Raw genomic sequence first — 18335 nt, 5'->3', positions numbered from 1 at the left:
CACTATGCCCGCTCGTCTTGCTCATGAGTACCACTGTCACTTTCTATAGAAATAATATCTTCAACATTCATATCAAGCGCTTTGACAAAGGCGTTTTTGAGCAGTGCCACAATGGCAGGAAATACCGGGGTGTCGACATCTCCCACTTGCCCTTCCAGCGGAATCCGAGTAGCTAACAGGTCACTTTTGTCATTCTCTAATAAAGACGATAACCCACCAATTAGCGCATCAACAAACAATGTTAGTGGGTCGTCGTTATCTTTCTCAACGTCTTCCCTCCACTTAAAGATATCAATGTTGTGCACACCAGCCTTTACATAGCCCTTTACCTGCCCATCTTCTGCCACGGCTTCTAGCGCCATATCAACCTGACCAGCTTCAACGTCAACAGGCGTATAATACTTAATCAATGAATCAAGGTGCTTGATGGGCAACTTTTCCATTTTTACATCAACATCAAACGTCGGCTTGTTGGCGAGGGGCTGAAATTGGCCACTAGCGCGAATTTCTGCGCTTCCCATCACCTGTCCGTTGAAGGTAATTTGCGCAAATCGGTCGTCAGTTTTGAATGGTCGGTTTACAATATTTCTAACCTTTCCCGATACACTATCAATGAAGAAACGTGCTGTGTCTTCACTATTCTTCACATCAAAAATGAAACGCCCATTTTCAATGGCTAATTCATCAATTGAAATTGGGACTAACTGATTGGCCAGATCTATCCACGTATCTTCATCTTGAATCGCATCACTTTTAACCACCTCAGACGCGGGTTGATCTAAAAGATAGATCTCAGGCGAGACAAATTGCATCTTCGCCACCACAACACCTTCTACCAGCCCAGACCATAGGAGAGAAAAATCTAACGATTCAACTTTTAATAATGGCTGGCTGTGCTCTTTGTATACACTGTATAACGCGATATTTTCAATCGTATAAGAGCCGGTTAATAGGCTAAGCGAGACATCGTCAATTTGCCCTTCTAAATCAGGGGTACTTTCGATAGTTTGATTAACATAGCTTTTAATCGCGTAAGGCGCGATGACCCGCATTATTAAAAGGCAAAACAGCAGTGCAATGACAACATAGCATGTGATAAACAAAGAGCGGTGCATTCACGCCTCCATGGGTATATTACTCAGCCTGAAGAACTTTCAGGTGCTTCAGGTAAAAACTACCCACCAGCACCCGACAGTTCAAACAGGCGTATATTTAGCGCTTAGCAATAATCCAGACAGCATGAACAATTCCGGGAATGTACCCCAACAAGGTAAGTAAAATGTTTAGCCAAAAAGCCCCGCCTATACCCACTTGTAGAAACACACCCAGAGGGGGAAGCAAAATAGCAAATAAAATCCTGATCAAATCCATCATTATCTCCATGTCGTTTCAGTTTAGGACTACCTTACCAAGGTGTAGTCTGTCACTTGTGATAAAGCAAATTGTGTTCCAAACGATTTAAACGAGGAAAAATCAAGACTTATCAGAGGGTAATGTGTCTGCGACAACCGCGCCACGTTCTCCAACAGGTTTCGTGTTACCTTGTGTACTGTCAGACACTGTATGGTGTTCAATGACACTGTTGCACTCAGCACCTAGCAGAATAATCAGCGCAGTAAAATAAAGCCACATCAATAAGATAATTACGCCTCCGAGTGAGCCGTACGTTTCGTTGTATTGCGCAAAGTCTTTAACATAGATACTGAATCCGTATGAGGCAATTCCCCATAACAATGTAGCTAACAACGAGCCAAAACTGACCCAACGCCATTTAGGAGAGGTGCGATGAGGGGCATAACGATAAAGCGCAGCCAGCGCAAAGTTAAAACACAAGGCGAGCAGTCCCCACGACACTACGGGTACCACTTGCTCAAAGGTGTCTGACAACCCAACCAAGCTAAATACGACAGGCACAACAGCAATGAGTAATAGTGATGCAACCATTAACATGACTGCAGCACCAGTGAGTACCATTCTGACGATCAGCGCCTTCCACAACACACGCTTTTCGCTTTCTTTATAAGTGATATTGCATGCGGTAACCAACGCTTGCGCCCCTTTGCTCGCACTCCACAACGAGAAACCTAAACTGATTACCACGCCAATTGACAACGTAGATTGCGGCTCAGACACAATTTTGGTCAAATGGGTAAACAGTATTTCTCGACTTTCTTGAGGTAACACAAAAGCCAACTTTGTTAGTTGATCAGACAATTGCTGCGGATCTACAAACAGCCCATACACTGACACCAGTGCCGCCATCATCGGAAAAATAGCCAGTAAGAAGTAAAACGCGACCCCCGCGGATATCAAGGTTAGATTGTCGCTTCCAATCTGTTTAAACAAGTGAACAGCAATGGATTTCCACTCACCTAAGGAAAACCCCAAAGGTGAGCGAACACGAGGGTAACTGCTATCTGTTTTCATTCAGTTCTGTTAATAAAGCACGAAAATAATCTACGTAACATGAGCTTAGCGCTGATGGCGTAATGACGCTATTTATTGAGCTTTTCTAACAGCGCCTCTGCCGCTGCTGCAGATGACGCTGGGTTTTGCCCTGTAATAATCAGTCCATCTTCTAACACATAACTTTGCCAATCATCACTTTTCTGATATTGCCCTCCTTTTGCTTTGAGCGCATCCTCAAGCAAAAAAGGCACTACGTCGGTTAACCCAACACCTTCCTCTTCTGAATTACTAAAGCCCGTTACCTGCTTGCCTTTCACTAATGCGTCACCATTGGGTGCGGTCGCATTTAGTAACACGACTGGCGCATGGCAGACACTTGCAACAGGCTTATTGGCTGCGATGAAAGACTCAATCAGCGCAATGGAATCTGCATTGTTGGTCAAATCCCATAGCGGACCATGACCGCCAGGATAAAACACAGCGTCAAATTCATCAGCGCTCACACTGGACAGAGTCGCTGTATTTGCAAGGTGAGCTTGAGCTGACTCGTCATTTTTAAAGCGTTGCGTATCGTCAGTTTGCGCATCATCGCTATCACTTTTTGGATCTAAAGGCGGCTGACCACCTTTTACTGACACCAATGTGATATTTGCGCCAGCATCGAGCAGCCGATAATAGGGTGCAGCAAATTCTTCAAGCCAGAATCCCGTTTTTTCTCCCGTATCGCCTAATTCTTCGTGGGAAGTGAGTACCATTAAAATATTCATATAACGCTCCTTCGGGTTGGTCTTTCGTTTGTTCTAAAAAGAAAGCTGATTCACTTAGAATCAATTGGTACCGCAACCCCCGACGGTTAGATCACCCAGTATCTAAAGAATCTTAATTTTGAAAAGGATTAAGTGTGGCAGTCAGCCGTGCAATAAAACACGCGAAGACGCGTATAGGCCTTGCTTATGATAGATGAATACCCTTAAAAAAACAGGAGACAAATTGTCTCCTGTTTACGTTATTTGCCTCCGTGCATGGATGTCACAAATTGCATGCTCCATCTTTCAGGCATCATTTGACTGGCTAACACCACGTTAAATCATCTTGGTCTTCCAGCCACCACGCCTAAAAAGGATGATGCCTACCACGGCCAACAAAGATTCGGCTAACGTAATCGCCAAAAATACACCATCGGGCCCAAAAGCGAACACATTTGCTAGCGTATACGCCAGCGGTATTTGCAGTACCCAGTAACAAAAGAAGTTTATTTTGGTGGGCGTCATCGTATCGCCAGCGCCGTTAAACGCCTGCACAATGATCATGCCCAATCCATAAAATCCATATCCATAGCTAATAAACCGCAAACAAGAAATGCCATACATGGCCACCTCTTTGTCATCGGTAAACAGGCCAATGATATTAGGCGCGAACACAATAAAGATAATCGCTACGCCAACCAAAAAATACACGTTATACCATGCAACACGCCACACTGATTTTTCGGCGCGTTCAGGTTGCCCCGCACCAAGGTTTTGACCTACCAACGTTGCTGCTGCATTACTTAACCCCCAAGCGGGCAAAATAGTAAACATAATCACCCGAATCGCTATGGTATAGCCCGCCACCGCGGCACTGCCGAATTGAGAGACAATTCGCACCAGCAATACCCAACTGGCCGTCGCAATGAGGAATTGCATTATTCCGCCCGCAGAGACCTTCAAAAGTGCATGAATGTCATTCCATTTAGGAACAAGATGCGTCATACGCAGGGCAATCCGAGTTGCTCCACCACTTAGCTCACCACGCAAGTGATAAAGTTGGTAGAGCACACCTACGCCTCGTCCAATGGTGGTAGCCACCGCTGCGCCCGTCACGCCCATCTCTGGGAAAGGCCCGATCCCGAAAATCAAAATAGGGTCGAGTACAATATTAATCCCATTGGCAAGCCATAAGGAGCGCATTGCGATAGCAGGATCGCCAGCCCCACGAAAGATAGCATTGATAATAAACAGGTATAAAATACTGATAGAGCCGCACATCATAATCGTGGTGTAGTCGACACCTAACGCTTTAACCGACTCAGTTGCTCCCATTAACGAAAGAATATCTTCTGCATAAAACCAACCTAGTAAAGCGATTCCGAAGGCCGCTGAAAAGCCCACCCACAGCGCAGCTGCCGCAACGCGATTTGCGCCCTCAATGTCTTTTTCGCCAATGCGTCGAGACACAAGTGCCGTCACTCCCATACTCAAGCCAATAGCGATAGCATATAAAATGGTGAGCACCGCTTCAGTGAGTCCAACAACCGCGACCGCTTCAAATCCCAATGAAGCAACAAAAAAGATATCTACGATGGCAAAAACCGATTCCATCGCCATTTCCAGTACCATAGGTACGGCCAATAAAAACGCGGCAATGCCGATTGAACCTTGGGTAAAATCGTGTTTTGCATCCCCTTTTAGGGCTTGTTTGAACAATGTAAAAAATTGCCGTTTTTTGGTATGAGCTTGCGTCATAACCTTTTCCTCTTCGTCCATAAAATGCATCGTTTTCCCCGAATCAACAACCAGAGCGAGTGATCGCGTTATCAGTAAGGCCCATTGATCTTGGGATAAAATTGAAAACGATTAAATGAGATAGCGTTCCGCTGACAATGTCAGGAAAAAAGAGACGTACACGAAATCCCTCAGACCCGACTCAGTCTGCTGAACACATTGTGCGTTTAAAGCTAGTTTTACTTAGTGAGATGCTTAGACATAAACGCAACTGGCTGACAGCAGACAATATCAGAGGTGATACAGAGGATTGACTTGTTCATTGATCTGCTCCAGTTAACGTTATGGTTTGAGCATGCTAGAAGCCGATTAAAAAGTCAACAAAAAAGTGTGGATATCATCATTCTCAATCACAATGCTTTTGTTGAAGCATGATTGCTATGAAATAACGATAAAAGGCGTTTGAAACACAGTCCGGCATACCATGCCGGACACTAAGGTTAGTAAGGAACAGGATAAGTCGCGAGTATTCCTTGAACGTCTTGCAGCACATCTTCACTTAGCGGGCTTTCAAACGCCGTAATGTTTTCTTTCAATTGCGCCATGGATGTCGCGCCAATAATGGTAGACGTCACACCATCTACCTGATTACACCACGCTAAAGCAAGTTGAGCGGCACTCATATGATTTTTACTGGCTAATTTAACATACGCCGTCGTCGCGGCTTCAGATTGTGGCGTGTTGCGGAATAATCCCATTCTTTGACTCATTGTCCAACGACTGCCCGCAGGGCGTGCGCCTTTGAGGTACTTTCCACTGAGCATGCCACCCGCCAACGGAGACCACGGCAAGTATGCAATATCATCGTGAATACATTGCTCTATCAAGTATGGCCAGTCTTTGGTATGCACTAAACTAAATTCATTTTGAATAGATACCATCTTTGGCAAACTGTGCTTTTCAGCCAATCGTAAATACTGACTAATGCCCCAAGGGGTATCATCTGACAAACCCCAGTGACGAATTTTTCCGGCTTTAATGCACGCATCTAACCCATTAAGAATATCCAACATGCCTTCCACTTCTTGCTCTGACGACGCATCAGAAAAAGTTACATGGCCGACTGCATGTTTACCAAAATGCGGCGTGGTGCGATTTGGCCAGTGCAGCTGATATACATCGATATAGTCCGTTTGTAGACGTTTAAGTGAGGCATCAACCGCCTGCTTTACGCCCTCTGCGGTGATTTTTTCTCCTCCACGAATATAATCAAGGCCAGGGCCTGCAATTTTAGTTGCCAACACCAACTGCTCTCGCTGCGCCACATTCTCTGCCAACCAGTTTCCAATGATTGTCTCGGTTTTACCATATGATTCTGCGTCGGGCGGAATAGAGTACATCTCAGCCGTATCAATAAAATTCACGCCTTGAGAAATCGCATATTCGATTTGTTCATTTGCTTCGCGCTGATTATTTTGTGTTCCCCACGTCATGCTGCCTAAACACACACGAGACACCTTGAGGCCGCTGCTACCTAGCGGGTTATATTCCATTGTTAATTCCTTACTGAAAATAGTGCGCGATGATTGAAAAACCACGCATTGAATATGCTCATCATTATCACTGTACGTTAATCGTAATTATCAGGATCGAGCCAAAATTTTTCATCTGTAGGAGTCATTGGGGTTAATTGAGGATTTTCAATCAGAATGATTTTACGATTTGCTATATTCAAACGGTTGAGAATATCGTCAACGCGGAAAAATGCGTAAAACCATTCATCAAACTCGCCACGCTCAATGGCTAATAATAAGCCTTTGGTAAGACGTTCTATGAGAACGTGGTTGTCTGGGTGAACGAAAAAATACAGAGGCGCGCGATACTGTAACAAAATGTATGGGTCGACGGTGACACCTTCAGGTGCAACTGATTCAAGCTCTTTCCAGACTTCGATAATTCCTCTCGGATAATAGTCAATTTTGCCATTAACTAGTAAAGTATAGATGTCCGCATAATGACTAATACCTACAACAGTCAGGCCATTGTAAGCCATAATTTCTGTGTCAGGCCAATCTATGCCCTGCCCCGCAGTAAACGACATCAATTCGGCAAAGCCAGAGACATGCGCAAAAATATCATGGTTCTTCGATTGTACAACCGGTACGCGGTAACCCAACAACCCTTTGAACAGAGGAATTCGAATCGGGGCGAGTTGCGCCTCTTGCTTTTGTGATGTCATGACCCAAATAACATCGACCTCTTTACCTCGCCTGAGGTAGTTAGCCGCCTCAGACTGCAAATAATGCGTTGCCGCATGGTGGATTTCAAACTCACCAAATTCATCAACCGTATTTCGAAGTGCCATTTCTAACAGTGTTTGAAAATACTCATGGGTCAAATTTGGCGTCCCCGGAGGCGCAATTCTCACAATGGTTTTAGGCATAGGATTAGGCTGAATGATATCTGGATGCTTTGTAGCAGAGTTAACGCTGGCGTGTGCGTAAGTTGAATACAGAAAAATAAACGCAATTAGCCGCCATCGCTTGCTTCGCGTGGATATTCCTTTCATCTTATCGTTTATCTGGTTAGTACTCACAACGTTTCGCAATCGCGCACTCTCTAAGCCCCGTTTTTACTATTTGTTGAGCGGGAACGAATTGATGCAATAAGTGTAGTGTCGTACGTTGTTTTTACAAATACTGAAAAAGTTCGATAAGCGATTGGAATGCTCTATGTTGTGTGTATGTATTGCGTATCTTGGATTCCGCCCTCATACTCACTTCATAAAATCAATCGGTTATAGGACTCCGAAGACGTGGCTTACATGAAAATTCAATCAACAGCATTAGTTTTACTGGGCGCATTAACACTTTCAGGATGCGACAGCAATGAAGTAGGCGATGTATCGCTGGGGTTATTTACCACCAAAGACATCAAAATTAACTCGCTGATCGATCCCGTGGTCACTGGCGTGACTTGTCATGTAGCAAGTATTGAAGCTGATTTAAGTTTATCCGACCCTTCTGACAGTTCTATTGCCTGTCGTCAAACGGGGCCTATTACCCCAGAAATGCTCGCGAACATTGATACATCAGATGCAGGCGAAACGGTATTCACCAAATCAAAAAGCGTTTTTTTCAAATCTATGAAAGTCAGACGTATCTTTGATCAGGAAAACCAAACATTAATTTACTTGTCCTATTCCACTAAAGAAACATCTGGCAGTTTCAAACATAGCCTGTCAACTGTGCCGCTATGGGGAACGCCAGCGTACTCAACGCACACTGGCAAGAACTAAGATAGGCTAGCCTAATGAGACTGCCACACAATACTATGCTGGACGGTGCCCTTTTGCGCCGTACCAAGCGATATATAGATAACACAAAGCAGGGATAAAAAAGGCCATTTGAATACCGATTTGATCGGCCAGCGCGCCTTGAATGAGCGGAATAAGTGCGCCACCGACAATGGCAACACACAATAACCCCGAACCTTGGCTTGATAATGCGCCTAATCGTTGAATCGCCAAACTAAAAATGGTGGGGAACATAATAGAATTAAACAAACCCACAATCAGAATCGAAATCATCGCTGCTTGCCCATCTAGCATGATAGTAAAGATCACCGCACATGTAGCTCCCACGCTATTAAAAATCAGCACCCGGTTAGCCGCGACTTTGAACATAACAGCCGCACCGATAAAGCGTCCTACCATTGCCCCGCCCCAGTACCACGTCACATAATGCGCCGCTTCTGCTTCTTCCATATTGCCAATAGCGGGATCCATAATAAAGTTTACCAAAAAGCTCCCGATCGCCACTTCTGCGCCAACGTAAACAAAGATTGCTACAACACCCAATACCAAGTGTTTATGTTTCCAGATGCTGTCGTTGTCGGCTCGGGTTTCAGTCAGCTCAGAAACAATGGTAGGAAGGTGAATAAGTTTAAATATAACAGCCAGCATCGCGAGTACACTCGCTAACATGTAGTAAGGCAACTTTACGGCTTGAGCGCGCTCGATATTATATTGTGCTAACTCCACGTCAGTCATCAATGCCAATTCGGCAGACGACACCGCCGCGACAGACAATATCAATATTGCCCCAAAAGAAGGTGCAACGGTTGTACCTAATGAATTAAATGCTTGCGTCATGGTCAATCGGCTTGATGCAGTCGATGGTTCGCCTAATTTAGTCACATAAGGATTCGCCGCCACCTGAAGTACGGTAATGCCTGATGCCAGTACAAACAATGCAATTAAAAATACGGCATAGCGTTGAATGTCTGCAGCTGACGCGAAGATCACGCACCCTGTTGCCGCAATGGCCAATCCTGTCACGATACCATTTTGGTAACCAATGCGCTTTACCAGTGCACCCGCAGGATAAGACACCAATGCATAGGCACCAAAAAAGGCGAGATTTACAGCCATCGCTTGAAAATAATTTAGGGAAAACACGGCCTTTAAATGGGGAATAAGAATGTCATTCAGGCTGGTAATAAACCCCCACATAAAAAACAGCGAAGTGAGAATCGCCAATGGTAGGCGGTAATCGTGACCTCCTGTGTTGCTAGAAGGGTGCATAGATTGCTCAATTTGCATGTACGTCGCGTCCTATTTCTTTAGTTATACGTCAGGCCAAAGCCATATTCAAATAGTGGTTGATAGTGTGCATCCCCCACTTTTAAGGTGATTTGTTGTAGGCTCTTAGGCCAGGTAACAGGAAGTTGTCCTGTGGGGGCTACATGCCCGAATAATACGTCGGCTACACCAGCACCTTCCGTACCGGGTAGCCACGCGGCCACCAAGCCTTGCCAACCAGGTAAATGTTCGGAAATCAACAACGGACGGCCAGAAATAAGCACAACCACAACAGGAGTACCGGTTTGCTGTATACGCTCAATCGTTGCAATTTGGCTCTGGCTAAGACTTAAGGGCTGGCAAAACTGGCAAGGCGATTCACCATAATCTCCATACCCCTCGGCATAGGGTTGTTCACCAACAAACACAACAGCAACATCGTGCCCTTCAGCGCCCTCACCATGTTCAGAAAAGGTGATATTAGTCGAATAAGACTGCATCCCTTCTAATAAAGTCGTGCCTTTGGTGATGTCGCCGGATTGTCCTTGCCATTCCACACTCCAGCCACCCGATTGCAAGCCAATGTTGTTTGCGTGCTCGCCTGCCACGAATATTTTCTGTGACGGGGAGAGAGGTAAAAGGTGTTCATTTTTAAGCAGCACTGCCGATTTCTGCACCGCTTCTCGTGCCAGTGAGCGGTGTGCGTCGTGTCCAAGCACCGATTCAAAATCCGCTACTCGGTCTGCACTCAAGGGTTTTTCAAACAAACCAATCTGCATTTTTTGCATTAAAATCCGTTTAACGGCATCGTCGATACGCGTCATAGGAATTTCCTTTGCCTCGACTGCCGCTGTCAAATCAGAAATGAATGCCTTCCAATGCTCTGGCTCCATAGCCATATCTAGCCCAGCGTTAATCGCCTTAACGATTCGCTCGCGATTGGTTGCCGCGTTAATTTCTTCGATGGCCTGCCAATCAGATACAGCGAATCCGCCAAATCCAAGCGATTGCTTTAATACGTGATTGTTCAGATAGGCGTGCTCATGCATTTTTACGCCGTTAAAGCTGCTGTATGAAAACATGATAGAACCCACGCTCTCTTCAAGCGCACCGAGATATGGGGCAATATGAATGTGTTTTAGCGCGTCTTCTGTAATCTGTGTATTACCGCGATCCATTACATACTCATGATCACCCGTTCCGTAGGTTGTTCCACCATCGCCTACCCAATGTTTAGCGGTGGCTAACACGAGCCCTGACGCCTGCATGCCTCTTACGTAAGGCGCGGAATATGCCATCCCAACTTCAGGATCTTCGGCAAAGCACTCATACGTTCGCCCCCAGCGAATATCCCTTGCAACGCACAGTGCGGGAGCAAAGTTCCAATGCACACCCGTTGCCGCGACTTCTTTTGCGGTCGCTTCTGCAATTTTTTCAATCAGCGCCGGATCGCGCATCGCCCCCAAGCCAATATTATGAGGGAACAAAGTGGCATTTTTGACGTTACTGTGCCCATGCACTGCATCGGTGCCGTAAATAATTGGTATACCCAAACGGGTAGACAATGCAGCGTGTTGGTACGCATCTATCATTTCACGCCAATCTTGAGGGCGATTTTGCTTGGGCACCGAGCCCCCACCATTCAAAATAGAGCCAATAAAGTAGGTGCGAACCTCTTCTGGCGAAATGCGCTTACGCTCAGCCTGTGTCATTTGCCCTACTTTTTCAGCCAGCGTCATGCGAGAAATCAATTCATCGATTTGCTGTTCATTCATTGGCACGGTCTCGTCCTGTGTTGGTGTGTCGTTCATACTGGTAAAACCTGACCGCTCACATCCACTCATGCTGATGAGTAAACATGCAATCAACACACAGGCATAACTCATCGAAAAGTGAACCGGCAAGTTTGTTAAGCGTTTCGATGCATTAATTTTAGAGGGTATGTTAAGCATGGACGTTCCTTTTCTGATTGCTTGATAAATCGCCTTGCGCGGCAAGCGACGCTGTGGAAGCTGCCGTAGAGTCTGCCTCTTCTTCGCGCTTTAGCGGATTCCACCAAAACACGTTTAACCAAACACTGGTGCAAACGACGAGTGTGATCGCTATGACAAATGCATCCCATTGTTTAATCACCATAAAGATCGGCGCAGCTGTCATGGCGGTATGCCAAACCACACCGACAAACACATTCCCTATATCTCGATAGAATGCGGAGTTGGGACGAAAGCCAGGCGAGGTGTGTTGAATGGTAGTGATGACGGGTTGCCACCAGCCCCACGGCTTGGTTCGCTGGTAAAACTGTGTGAGAACATCCATATCATCAGGTGGGGTCAGCAAACTCACCGTCACACCAGCCAATACACATAAGGCAAAAAGAATGGGAAACCCATACAATGGATTTATATCAATCATCATCATTGGCATCGCACATACGATGCCGGTGAGCATACTGGCGAAATATCCATTACCGTTGAATCGCCACCAATACCACTTAAATACATTGGCAGCGGTATACCCACCCCACAAAGCAGAAACTAACCACAAGATCACGGTATTGAGTGAAGGAACAAACCAACCAATCGCCGTGCCCAAACACACAAACAAGAGCGAAACCAGTACACTCGCCTTCACATAATGGGCGTCTTTTGCGGTTGAGTTGATATAGCGCTTGTAAATATCATTCACTAGATAAGCGGGGGCTGCGTTGGTTGTCGCAGCAAATGTAGACATGAAACTCGCTAGCAACCCCGCAACCACCAAGCCAAGTAAACCCGCTGGTAGAAACGTGCCTAAAGCAAAGGGTAATATTTGTTCAAAATCAGCGTGTTCGCCCATGCTTTGAAGTTCATCGACAAAAAATACCATTGCCAGTACGGTTAACCCGGCAATCATCATGTAACGTGGGAAAATCAGTACCACGTTGACAAACCCACTCATTTTCGCAGCCTCAGCAGGTGAGCGCGCCGACAAAATACGCTGCATATCGTAGTTGGGTGCAGGTCCCGCTAGGCTCACCAATATTCCTTTGAACAACACCAACATCAAAAAAATGCCAAACATGGAGTAGCCGTCTGTTTCGATACGCCGATTCGCCTCGGCTAAGCGTTGAGACCAATCGATTTCGATTATCCAACTAGGTGAAAGCGAATCCCATCCAGCAGGCATTGCAGCTTGAATCATCTCACCTGACACGGCCTGCATGGCAATCACACCAATGGCAACGGAGGCAATCGTCATCACAATAAACTGAATCACTTCGGTGACAACCACGCTAAACATGCCACCTTTAACAACATATATCGTCGTCAGCCCTGTCAAAATCAGACCATAGAGCATCTCGTTAGTGTGAGGGTCTTGATGTAACTGCCAAGGTAAAAAAACAGCTGCAAATTTACCAATGCCCACAAATCCGTAAGCCAGAAACCCAAGCACACTGCACAACGCAAACACCACAACAATGATGTGGCTAAGGGTTGCGCCACGCGATTCACCAAAACGAAATAAAATCCACTGAGCGCCGGTCATGACACCTGAACGCCGTAGCCAAAGCGACAAAAATACCATTAAAAAGATCTGATTGAAGGTTGGCCACACCCACGGAATAAATAGACTTTTTAGGCCATAAATAAACAATAAATACACCAGCCACATGGTGCCGCTGATATCAAACATGCCTGATGCATTCGACAGCCCCAAGTAATACCAAGGCATGGTGTTGCCACCAAGAAAATAAGCACGAAGATTCGCTTGCGCTTTTTTAGACACCCACATGCCCACGGCAAGAGTGACCACAAAATACAATGCAATAACCGCGATATCTATCCATGCAAATTTCATTAGCGGCTCCCTACACTCACTCCATAAGCCTGTGCTTTGGTCGTGGTTACAAAAAGTGAAAGCGCTTTCATGCGGTGCGTTGAAATTCGTGATAGACACTGGAACATGATCTTCACTCGACTACCCTGCTCGCTTTACTTGATTGGCCATATAGTCGAGGTATTGAGCATGGCTGGGTAAACGCGCAACTTTGTCAGCTTCGGTATGTTTAATTTGCGTTAAAAAGCGGTCTAGCTCATCTTCAGACATGTTGTCTACAATCGGATGATAGGCAGCCGGTATTAGCCCCTGACCAATCATGACTTGCATCCACGAGTCATCAAACAGTTCATTGTTCTTCCTAAACACCCGCCCGGTTTGTGCAAATAACGCGATACGATGGGCAAGGGAGTCAGGTAACTCCATCGAGGTACAGTGCCGCCAAAAGTCACTGTCACGGCGTTCTGTCACGGCGTAATGCAAAATAATAAAATCGCGGATACTGGCAATGTCGTCACGGGTTTGCTGATTAAACTCGTCAATATCGGCTTGAAGAATGCCATTCGCTGGGAACAAGCGCAGAAAGCGCACAATTCCCTGCTGGATCAAATGAATGCTCGTCGATTCTAGCGGCTCCAAAAAGCCACTCGCCAATCCAAGTGCCACACAGTTTTTATGCCAATGCTTACGGCGCGTGCCTGTTTGAAATTTTATTTTCCGTGGCGATGTGATCGTATCGCCCTGAATAGAATTCAGTAGTCGTTCTTCCGCACTCGCATCAGACTCATACCGACTGGAGTATACAATGCCGTTACCCATACGATGTTGCAAAGGAATACGCCATTGCCAGCCTGACTCATGAGCAATAGAGCGAGTATATGGTTTGGGCGCTTCCGTTGAATGGGTTTGTACGGCAATGGCACTATCTTGTGGTAGCCAGTGTGACCAATCTTCAAACCCAGCATGCAAGGTTTGCTCAATCAGCAAGGCGCGCTGGCCAGTACAATCAATAAACACATCGCCTTCAATACATTGCCCATTGTCTAATACCAAATTTTGGATGAAATGGGTTTTGGGATCGAGGTTAACGCGTGTAATTTTGCCTTCAATGCGTTTAGCACCGTGGGCTTCACTAAGGCTGCGCAAATACGCGGCATACCGTGTTGCATCAATGTGATACGCGTAGTTCAAGCCATTATTGGGTAAATGCGCGAATTTATTATGGCACGCTGCAACTTGCTCTAAACAATAGTCACCAAAATCATTCGCAATGCCTAGTTGTTGTCCTTTCACCCAAAAGTGTTGAAATCCAGCTGCCCAGCAATCTTGTCCCGTCACCCCAAAGGCATGAATATAATGCTGATTTTTATCGCGCCAGTTTTCAAATTGAATGCCTAGTTTGAAGGTGCCTTGGGTAGCCTGTAAAAACTCGGCTTCATTGATGCCTAGCAATTGATGAAAATACAGTAGCGTGGGAATCGTCGCTTCGCCAACACCAATCGTGCCGATTGCGTCTGACTCCACGAGTACCACATCAATGTCTTTTATTAGCTTTGACATCGCGGCCGCTGCCATCCAGCCGGCGGTTCCGCCCCCCGCAATCACGACGCGTCTGGGTTTATTCGAAAGTGGTGCATTCATAATTCGTACTCATCAACTTACATTAATCGACGTTTTAGGTAGGCTCGGAGGTTCGATATCCCCTCTGAACCCGATGAAGACAGAACATGCTTATCTTCACGGCCACTAAATACGTAGTGATTAAAACATTGCCGCCAGTATTCACGCTGCGACGCGGGCAAATGGCGAATGTTTAGTAAACTGTGTAATAAGGCATCCATGGGGGCACCAGCATAAGCAGGTTCGTGATTCCACCAAAGGTTAACCATCACATTAATATCGCTCAACCCCTCAACGTGGTGCCACCATAACGCGGGAAGAATAAGCAAATCACCAGGGTGAAGCTCGACGACTTGCGCGTGTTCCAGTGCCAATTTAAAGCGGGGAAAGCGTGAAAAGTCTGGCGCATGAAAATCGACAAGGCTAATTGGTTGCCCTGCGGGTGTCACATCGAGAGGACCTAAATATAGATTTTCCAGTTGATTAGGTGGAAACAGCACAAATCGGCGCGTTCCCACCAGATTGCACACTACGTTGTGCTTTGCGTCCTGATGGGCCGCAATACGGCTTTGATTGCCAATCCAGGCACTCACCAAGGGTTTGATAGCTTGAAATTGCTGTCCAACACGGCTGGCCTGAACCGCTTGCATCCAACGAGGAAATGTTTGCGCAACGGGTAACGAACCTGAATACAGGTACTGTTTTTCTTCCGACGCCCTTAACAGCGCTTCGCAAAATGCGTCAATATGACAACGTTGTTGCGTGAAGTTCATACCTGTCAGATCTTCGTCATAAAAATAACGACCTGTATGATTATTCCGACCTTGAAAAATTCCCACCGTTGGCGTGTTGATGTCTCCCTTAATCACCCCTATCACCTCTTCAATGCCCGCCACGTCCACCAGCGGCCAGTCTGAGCAGCCAGTGCGTATCACCCATGGCTCCAACGGCTCTGCGGTAGTATGCCACCAATCAACATCATCAAACGCGATGTCTTTTACCGCATTTAACGTAAAAGGCAATGGGGGATTGATAGGTAATGTCGAGCAAGCGCCAAGCATATTTACAACCCCCTAATACGCGGCTGAGAGTACGTCGGTACTCACTTGCTGATTTTTCCACGCAGCGAGTTTACGAATATTTTCCTGCGATGCGCTGACCAAATGCATCAGCTTTAGCGCGCCTGAACGATGCAGTGCCAACACCTGTTCATCGGTAAGTGCTGCAAATGCGGATTCATTAATGGTTTCAAATCCTGTTAGTCGAATATTGCTGCCATTTTCGAGGGTAATATCAAGATTGAAAGGCTCTGTTAGCCCCATATCATCAATCTGCTTAAAGAACTGTTCGCTCGACGCCTGCCCATCATGAATGGCTTTAAGAATGCCACTTGCGCGATCTAAAAACGCGGTACTTCCACCATGAGCATGAAACAGCGGTTGTCCCTCTGATCTACTAATACGTGGACTATCTAAATCAATGTGAATAACCGCTTGTTTAGCTTGTCCGTCTGCACGTTGCTGAAAACCAATTAAAAACGGCTCCCGTTCAACCATCAAAGGAACGTACTCTGCATGCCAGCTCCCATTTCGTAAAAATAGGTTTTCACCCTCTTGAAACCCCAACAACGCAGAAGCAGTTAAGGCGCGCGTCTCTGAGTCGCGCTTGAAAAAAATCGGATAATAAGACTGCGCATGCTGAAACTCAAAAGGAAACACGGGCACCTGCATGCGTGCATCACCTAGCGCGTCAGAATATTGGGTGATAACACGTACATCGTGATGATGTTCAGGGTGTAAGAGTACATGATTGGGCATAATTCAGAAAACCTTATGCTGCCGATGCTGAGCGCTGAAAACGCTCAACCATCTGATTCAATAGTTGCCTGTGTTCTGGCAACCCCGAAAGTTGTCGCGCAATCAAAGATTGCATGTGTTGATGCAGCGCGATAGCCTCTCGCGTCGCAGTATCGATGTTGTTTATTGCGTGTCCCTTTAAGGACTTTGAGGCGACAAATCCCATACCATATAAAATGTACTGATAACTCGCAGAGGGAAATACCTCTTCAACGTCAACAAAATCATAATGGCTTGGTGATTGCTGCTGCCAGATCATGAGCTGTTCCCTCAGGGTTTGAGGGATTGAGCGAGCGTCTCGATGAGCTAGCCAATAATCTGACGTACGTTTGGACAACACATAATGTAACTTTAAAAAATCAACAATACGCTCCCAACGATACAAAAATCGCCTATTGAACTTTGTCGCAATAATCGGCATTAACGCTGTATCAGCGGGGAAGTTGTCACACAGCATATTCGCAGAAAGCTCAACCATGGCCAGCGCAGAGGCTTCAAGAGGCTCAATAAACCCTGCCGACATGCCAATCGCAACACAGTTTTTTTCCCAAAACACCTTTCTATGCCCAGGCTCAAAGGTCAATTGACGAATATCACAGGTGCGCATATCAATATGGTCTCGATCACCTTCATAAAACGTCGTGGCGATGTAGTCTCGAAGCGCGACTTCTGCACTGCTATTGGTAGTAAACGCATCGCTGTATACATGACCTACGCCGTGTCGCATCGTAAGGGGAATGTCCCAAATCCAGCCATTGTCTGTCGCCGTTGAATGGGTGCAGGTGGGGATGGGTCTATCGTGCGCCGTTGGTATCTGTGCAGCTAGCGCGCGATTATTGAATAGAATGTGGCTCAAAGATTGCCACCCAACCCCTAAAGCCTTGCCTAACAGCAAGCTTTGCATTCCGCTGCAATCAACGTATAGGTCTGCCTGCAATGCCCCTGCTGACGTGTCTAATCCGGCAATCCCATTTTCGTGTGTGTGTATGTGGTGGATATGGGCGGATAGATGTGACACCCCGAGGGATTGTGTACAGTGCGAACGCAACATCTCTACAAAGGCATTTGCGTCTAGATGATAAGCATAGTTTTGCACCCCAGCATAAGCTGGTGTTTGGAGCTGTTTTGGCGCTTTACCTTGTTCACATAACGCTACTTGCGCACAGGCATATTCAGCAAAAGACGTTGTATTGCCATTGTGTTTCCATGCATTGAACCAGTCTGCTTGGCCTACTTTTTCAGGAACAGTAAAAGGGTGGTAGTAGGCTTCGGCACCGTCATTGTTTTGCCATCCTACAAACTTAGAGCCTTGCTTGAAGGTAGCGTGACAAGCGCTGAGAAATGCATCTTCTTCAAGCCCAATGGTGGCCAATGTACGACGCATGGTTGGCCAGGTTCCTTCACCGACACCAATCGTTTTTACATCTGGAGACTCAACCACTGTAATCGACAGCTGACGTTCATCACGCTGACACATCGCCCCTAACAGGCCAGCGGTTAGCCATCCGGCGGCTCCGCCTCCCACTACGATCACTGAAGTTACAGGTTTGACGCTCATAAAGTTAACAA

Annotated in this window: 15 protein-coding genes; 1 reads left to right on the top strand and 14 read right to left on the bottom strand. The window is 46.3% G+C overall.

What is annotated here, in order from left to right:
* Positions 1-2: 2 nt before the first annotated feature.
* The 7 genes from OE749_RS07475 to OE749_RS07445 form a co-directional block, all read right to left on the bottom strand.
* The gene (locus OE749_RS07475) at positions 3-1115 is read right to left on the bottom strand and encodes a DUF748 domain-containing protein (RefSeq protein ID WP_263711813.1); all 1113 of its coding nucleotides are present in this window, start codon (positions 1113-1115) and stop codon (positions 3-5) included.
* A 97-nt stretch (positions 1116-1212) separates the two neighbouring features.
* The gene (locus OE749_RS07470) at positions 1213-1371 is read right to left on the bottom strand and encodes a YqaE/Pmp3 family membrane protein (RefSeq protein ID WP_263711812.1); all 159 of its coding nucleotides are present in this window, start codon (positions 1369-1371) and stop codon (positions 1213-1215) included.
* A gap of 102 nt (positions 1372-1473) precedes the next feature.
* Entirely contained in the window at positions 1474-2427 is a 954-nt protein-coding gene (locus OE749_RS07465; RefSeq protein ID WP_263711811.1) for a YihY/virulence factor BrkB family protein, read from the bottom strand.
* Between the two features lie 68 nt (positions 2428-2495).
* On the bottom strand, positions 2496-3176 hold the full coding sequence (locus OE749_RS07460) for a type 1 glutamine amidotransferase domain-containing protein (protein WP_263711810.1): 681 nt from the start codon (positions 3174-3176) through the stop codon (positions 2496-2498).
* 315 nt (positions 3177-3491) lie between these two features.
* Positions 3492-4913, bottom strand: a complete 1422-nt coding sequence (locus OE749_RS07455; protein ID WP_263711809.1) for an MATE family efflux transporter — start codon at positions 4911-4913, stop codon at positions 3492-3494.
* A 479-nt stretch (positions 4914-5392) separates the two neighbouring features.
* The gene (locus OE749_RS07450; protein WP_263711808.1) at positions 5393-6445 is read right to left on the bottom strand and encodes an aldo/keto reductase; all 1053 of its coding nucleotides are present in this window, start codon (positions 6443-6445) and stop codon (positions 5393-5395) included.
* 77 nt (positions 6446-6522) lie between these two features.
* The gene (locus OE749_RS07445; protein WP_263711807.1) at positions 6523-7461 is read right to left on the bottom strand and encodes a hypothetical protein; all 939 of its coding nucleotides are present in this window, start codon (positions 7459-7461) and stop codon (positions 6523-6525) included.
* A 255-nt stretch (positions 7462-7716) separates the two neighbouring features.
* On the opposite strand from OE749_RS07445, the gene OE749_RS07440 reads away from it, so the two are divergent.
* Positions 7717-8190: a CreA family protein gene (locus OE749_RS07440; protein WP_263711806.1), complete on the top strand. Its 474-nt coding sequence runs from the start codon at positions 7717-7719 to the stop codon at positions 8188-8190.
* 33 nt (positions 8191-8223) lie between these two features.
* Here the strand turns inward: OE749_RS07440 and OE749_RS07435 are convergent, their stop codons facing one another.
* The 7 genes from OE749_RS07435 to OE749_RS07405 form a co-directional block, all read right to left on the bottom strand.
* Positions 8224-9495: a sugar MFS transporter gene (locus OE749_RS07435; RefSeq protein ID WP_404828143.1), complete on the bottom strand. Its 1272-nt coding sequence runs from the start codon at positions 9493-9495 to the stop codon at positions 8224-8226.
* 20 nt (positions 9496-9515) lie between these two features.
* Entirely contained in the window at positions 9516-11426 is a 1911-nt protein-coding gene (locus OE749_RS07430; RefSeq protein ID WP_263711805.1) for a glycoside hydrolase family 3 protein, read from the bottom strand.
* Complete coding sequence (locus OE749_RS07425; RefSeq protein WP_263711804.1) at positions 11419-13311, bottom strand: sodium:solute symporter family protein; 1893 nt, start codon at positions 13309-13311, stop codon at positions 11419-11421. Before OE749_RS07425 ends, OE749_RS07430 begins: the two co-directional genes overlap by 8 nt.
* Before the next feature lie 120 nt (positions 13312-13431).
* Complete coding sequence (locus OE749_RS07420; protein WP_263711803.1) at positions 13432-14931, bottom strand: tryptophan halogenase family protein; 1500 nt, start codon at positions 14929-14931, stop codon at positions 13432-13434.
* Positions 14932-14948: 17 nt separating this feature from the next.
* Complete coding sequence (locus tag OE749_RS07415) at positions 14949-15971, bottom strand: cupin-like domain-containing protein (protein ID WP_263711801.1); 1023 nt, start codon at positions 15969-15971, stop codon at positions 14949-14951.
* A gap of 12 nt (positions 15972-15983) precedes the next feature.
* A complete protein-coding gene (locus OE749_RS07410; protein WP_263711799.1) occupies positions 15984-16727 on the bottom strand; it encodes a SapC family protein in 744 nt (247 codons plus the stop codon).
* 13 nt (positions 16728-16740) lie between these two features.
* Entirely contained in the window at positions 16741-18324 is a 1584-nt protein-coding gene (locus tag OE749_RS07405; RefSeq protein ID WP_263711797.1) for a tryptophan halogenase family protein, read from the bottom strand.
* Positions 18325-18335 lie beyond the last annotated feature (11 nt).

This window comes from Fluctibacter corallii (assembly GCF_025751585.1).
GTDB classification, from domain to species: domain Bacteria; phylum Pseudomonadota; class Gammaproteobacteria; order Enterobacterales; family Alteromonadaceae; genus Fluctibacter_A; species Fluctibacter_A corallii.
The sequence above is the reverse complement of the archived record's forward strand: the minus strand, read 5'-3'. Positions and strand labels throughout refer to the sequence as shown.

What these genes read in the sequence shown, in the direction of transcription:
- OE749_RS07405 (WP_263711797.1), bottom strand. Translation starts at nt 18,324, where the DNA reads ATGAGCGTCAAACCTGTAACTTCAGTGATCGTAGTGGGAGGCGGAGCC.
- OE749_RS07475 (WP_263711813.1), bottom strand. Translation starts at nt 1,115, where the DNA reads ATGCACCGCTCTTTGTTTATCACATGCTATGTTGTCATTGCACTGCTG.
- OE749_RS07440 (WP_263711806.1), top strand. Translation starts at nt 7,717, where the DNA reads ATGAAAATTCAATCAACAGCATTAGTTTTACTGGGCGCATTAACACTT.
- OE749_RS07410 (WP_263711799.1), bottom strand. Translation starts at nt 16,727, where the DNA reads ATGCCCAATCATGTACTCTTACACCCTGAACATCATCACGATGTACGT.
- OE749_RS07450 (WP_263711808.1), bottom strand. Translation starts at nt 6,445, where the DNA reads ATGGAATATAACCCGCTAGGTAGCAGCGGCCTCAAGGTGTCTCGTGTG.
- OE749_RS07455 (WP_263711809.1), bottom strand. Translation starts at nt 4,913, where the DNA reads ATGACGCAAGCTCATACCAAAAAACGGCAATTTTTTACATTGTTCAAA.
- OE749_RS07415 (WP_263711801.1), bottom strand. Translation starts at nt 15,971, where the DNA reads ATGCTTGGCGCTTGCTCGACATTACCTATCAATCCCCCATTGCCTTTT.
- OE749_RS07470 (WP_263711812.1), bottom strand. Translation starts at nt 1,371, where the DNA reads ATGGATTTGATCAGGATTTTATTTGCTATTTTGCTTCCCCCTCTGGGT.
- OE749_RS07430 (WP_263711805.1), bottom strand. Translation starts at nt 11,426, where the DNA reads ATGCTTAACATACCCTCTAAAATTAATGCATCGAAACGCTTAACAAAC.
- OE749_RS07425 (WP_263711804.1), bottom strand. Translation starts at nt 13,311, where the DNA reads ATGAAATTTGCATGGATAGATATCGCGGTTATTGCATTGTATTTTGTG.
- OE749_RS07465 (WP_263711811.1), bottom strand. Translation starts at nt 2,427, where the DNA reads ATGAAAACAGATAGCAGTTACCCTCGTGTTCGCTCACCTTTGGGGTTT.
- OE749_RS07435 (WP_404828143.1), bottom strand. Translation starts at nt 9,495, where the DNA reads ATGCAAATTGAGCAATCTATGCACCCTTCTAGCAACACAGGAGGTCAC.
- OE749_RS07445 (WP_263711807.1), bottom strand. Translation starts at nt 7,461, where the DNA reads ATGAAAGGAATATCCACGCGAAGCAAGCGATGGCGGCTAATTGCGTTT.
- OE749_RS07460 (WP_263711810.1), bottom strand. Translation starts at nt 3,176, where the DNA reads ATGAATATTTTAATGGTACTCACTTCCCACGAAGAATTAGGCGATACG.
- OE749_RS07420 (WP_263711803.1), bottom strand. Translation starts at nt 14,931, where the DNA reads ATGAATGCACCACTTTCGAATAAACCCAGACGCGTCGTGATTGCGGGG.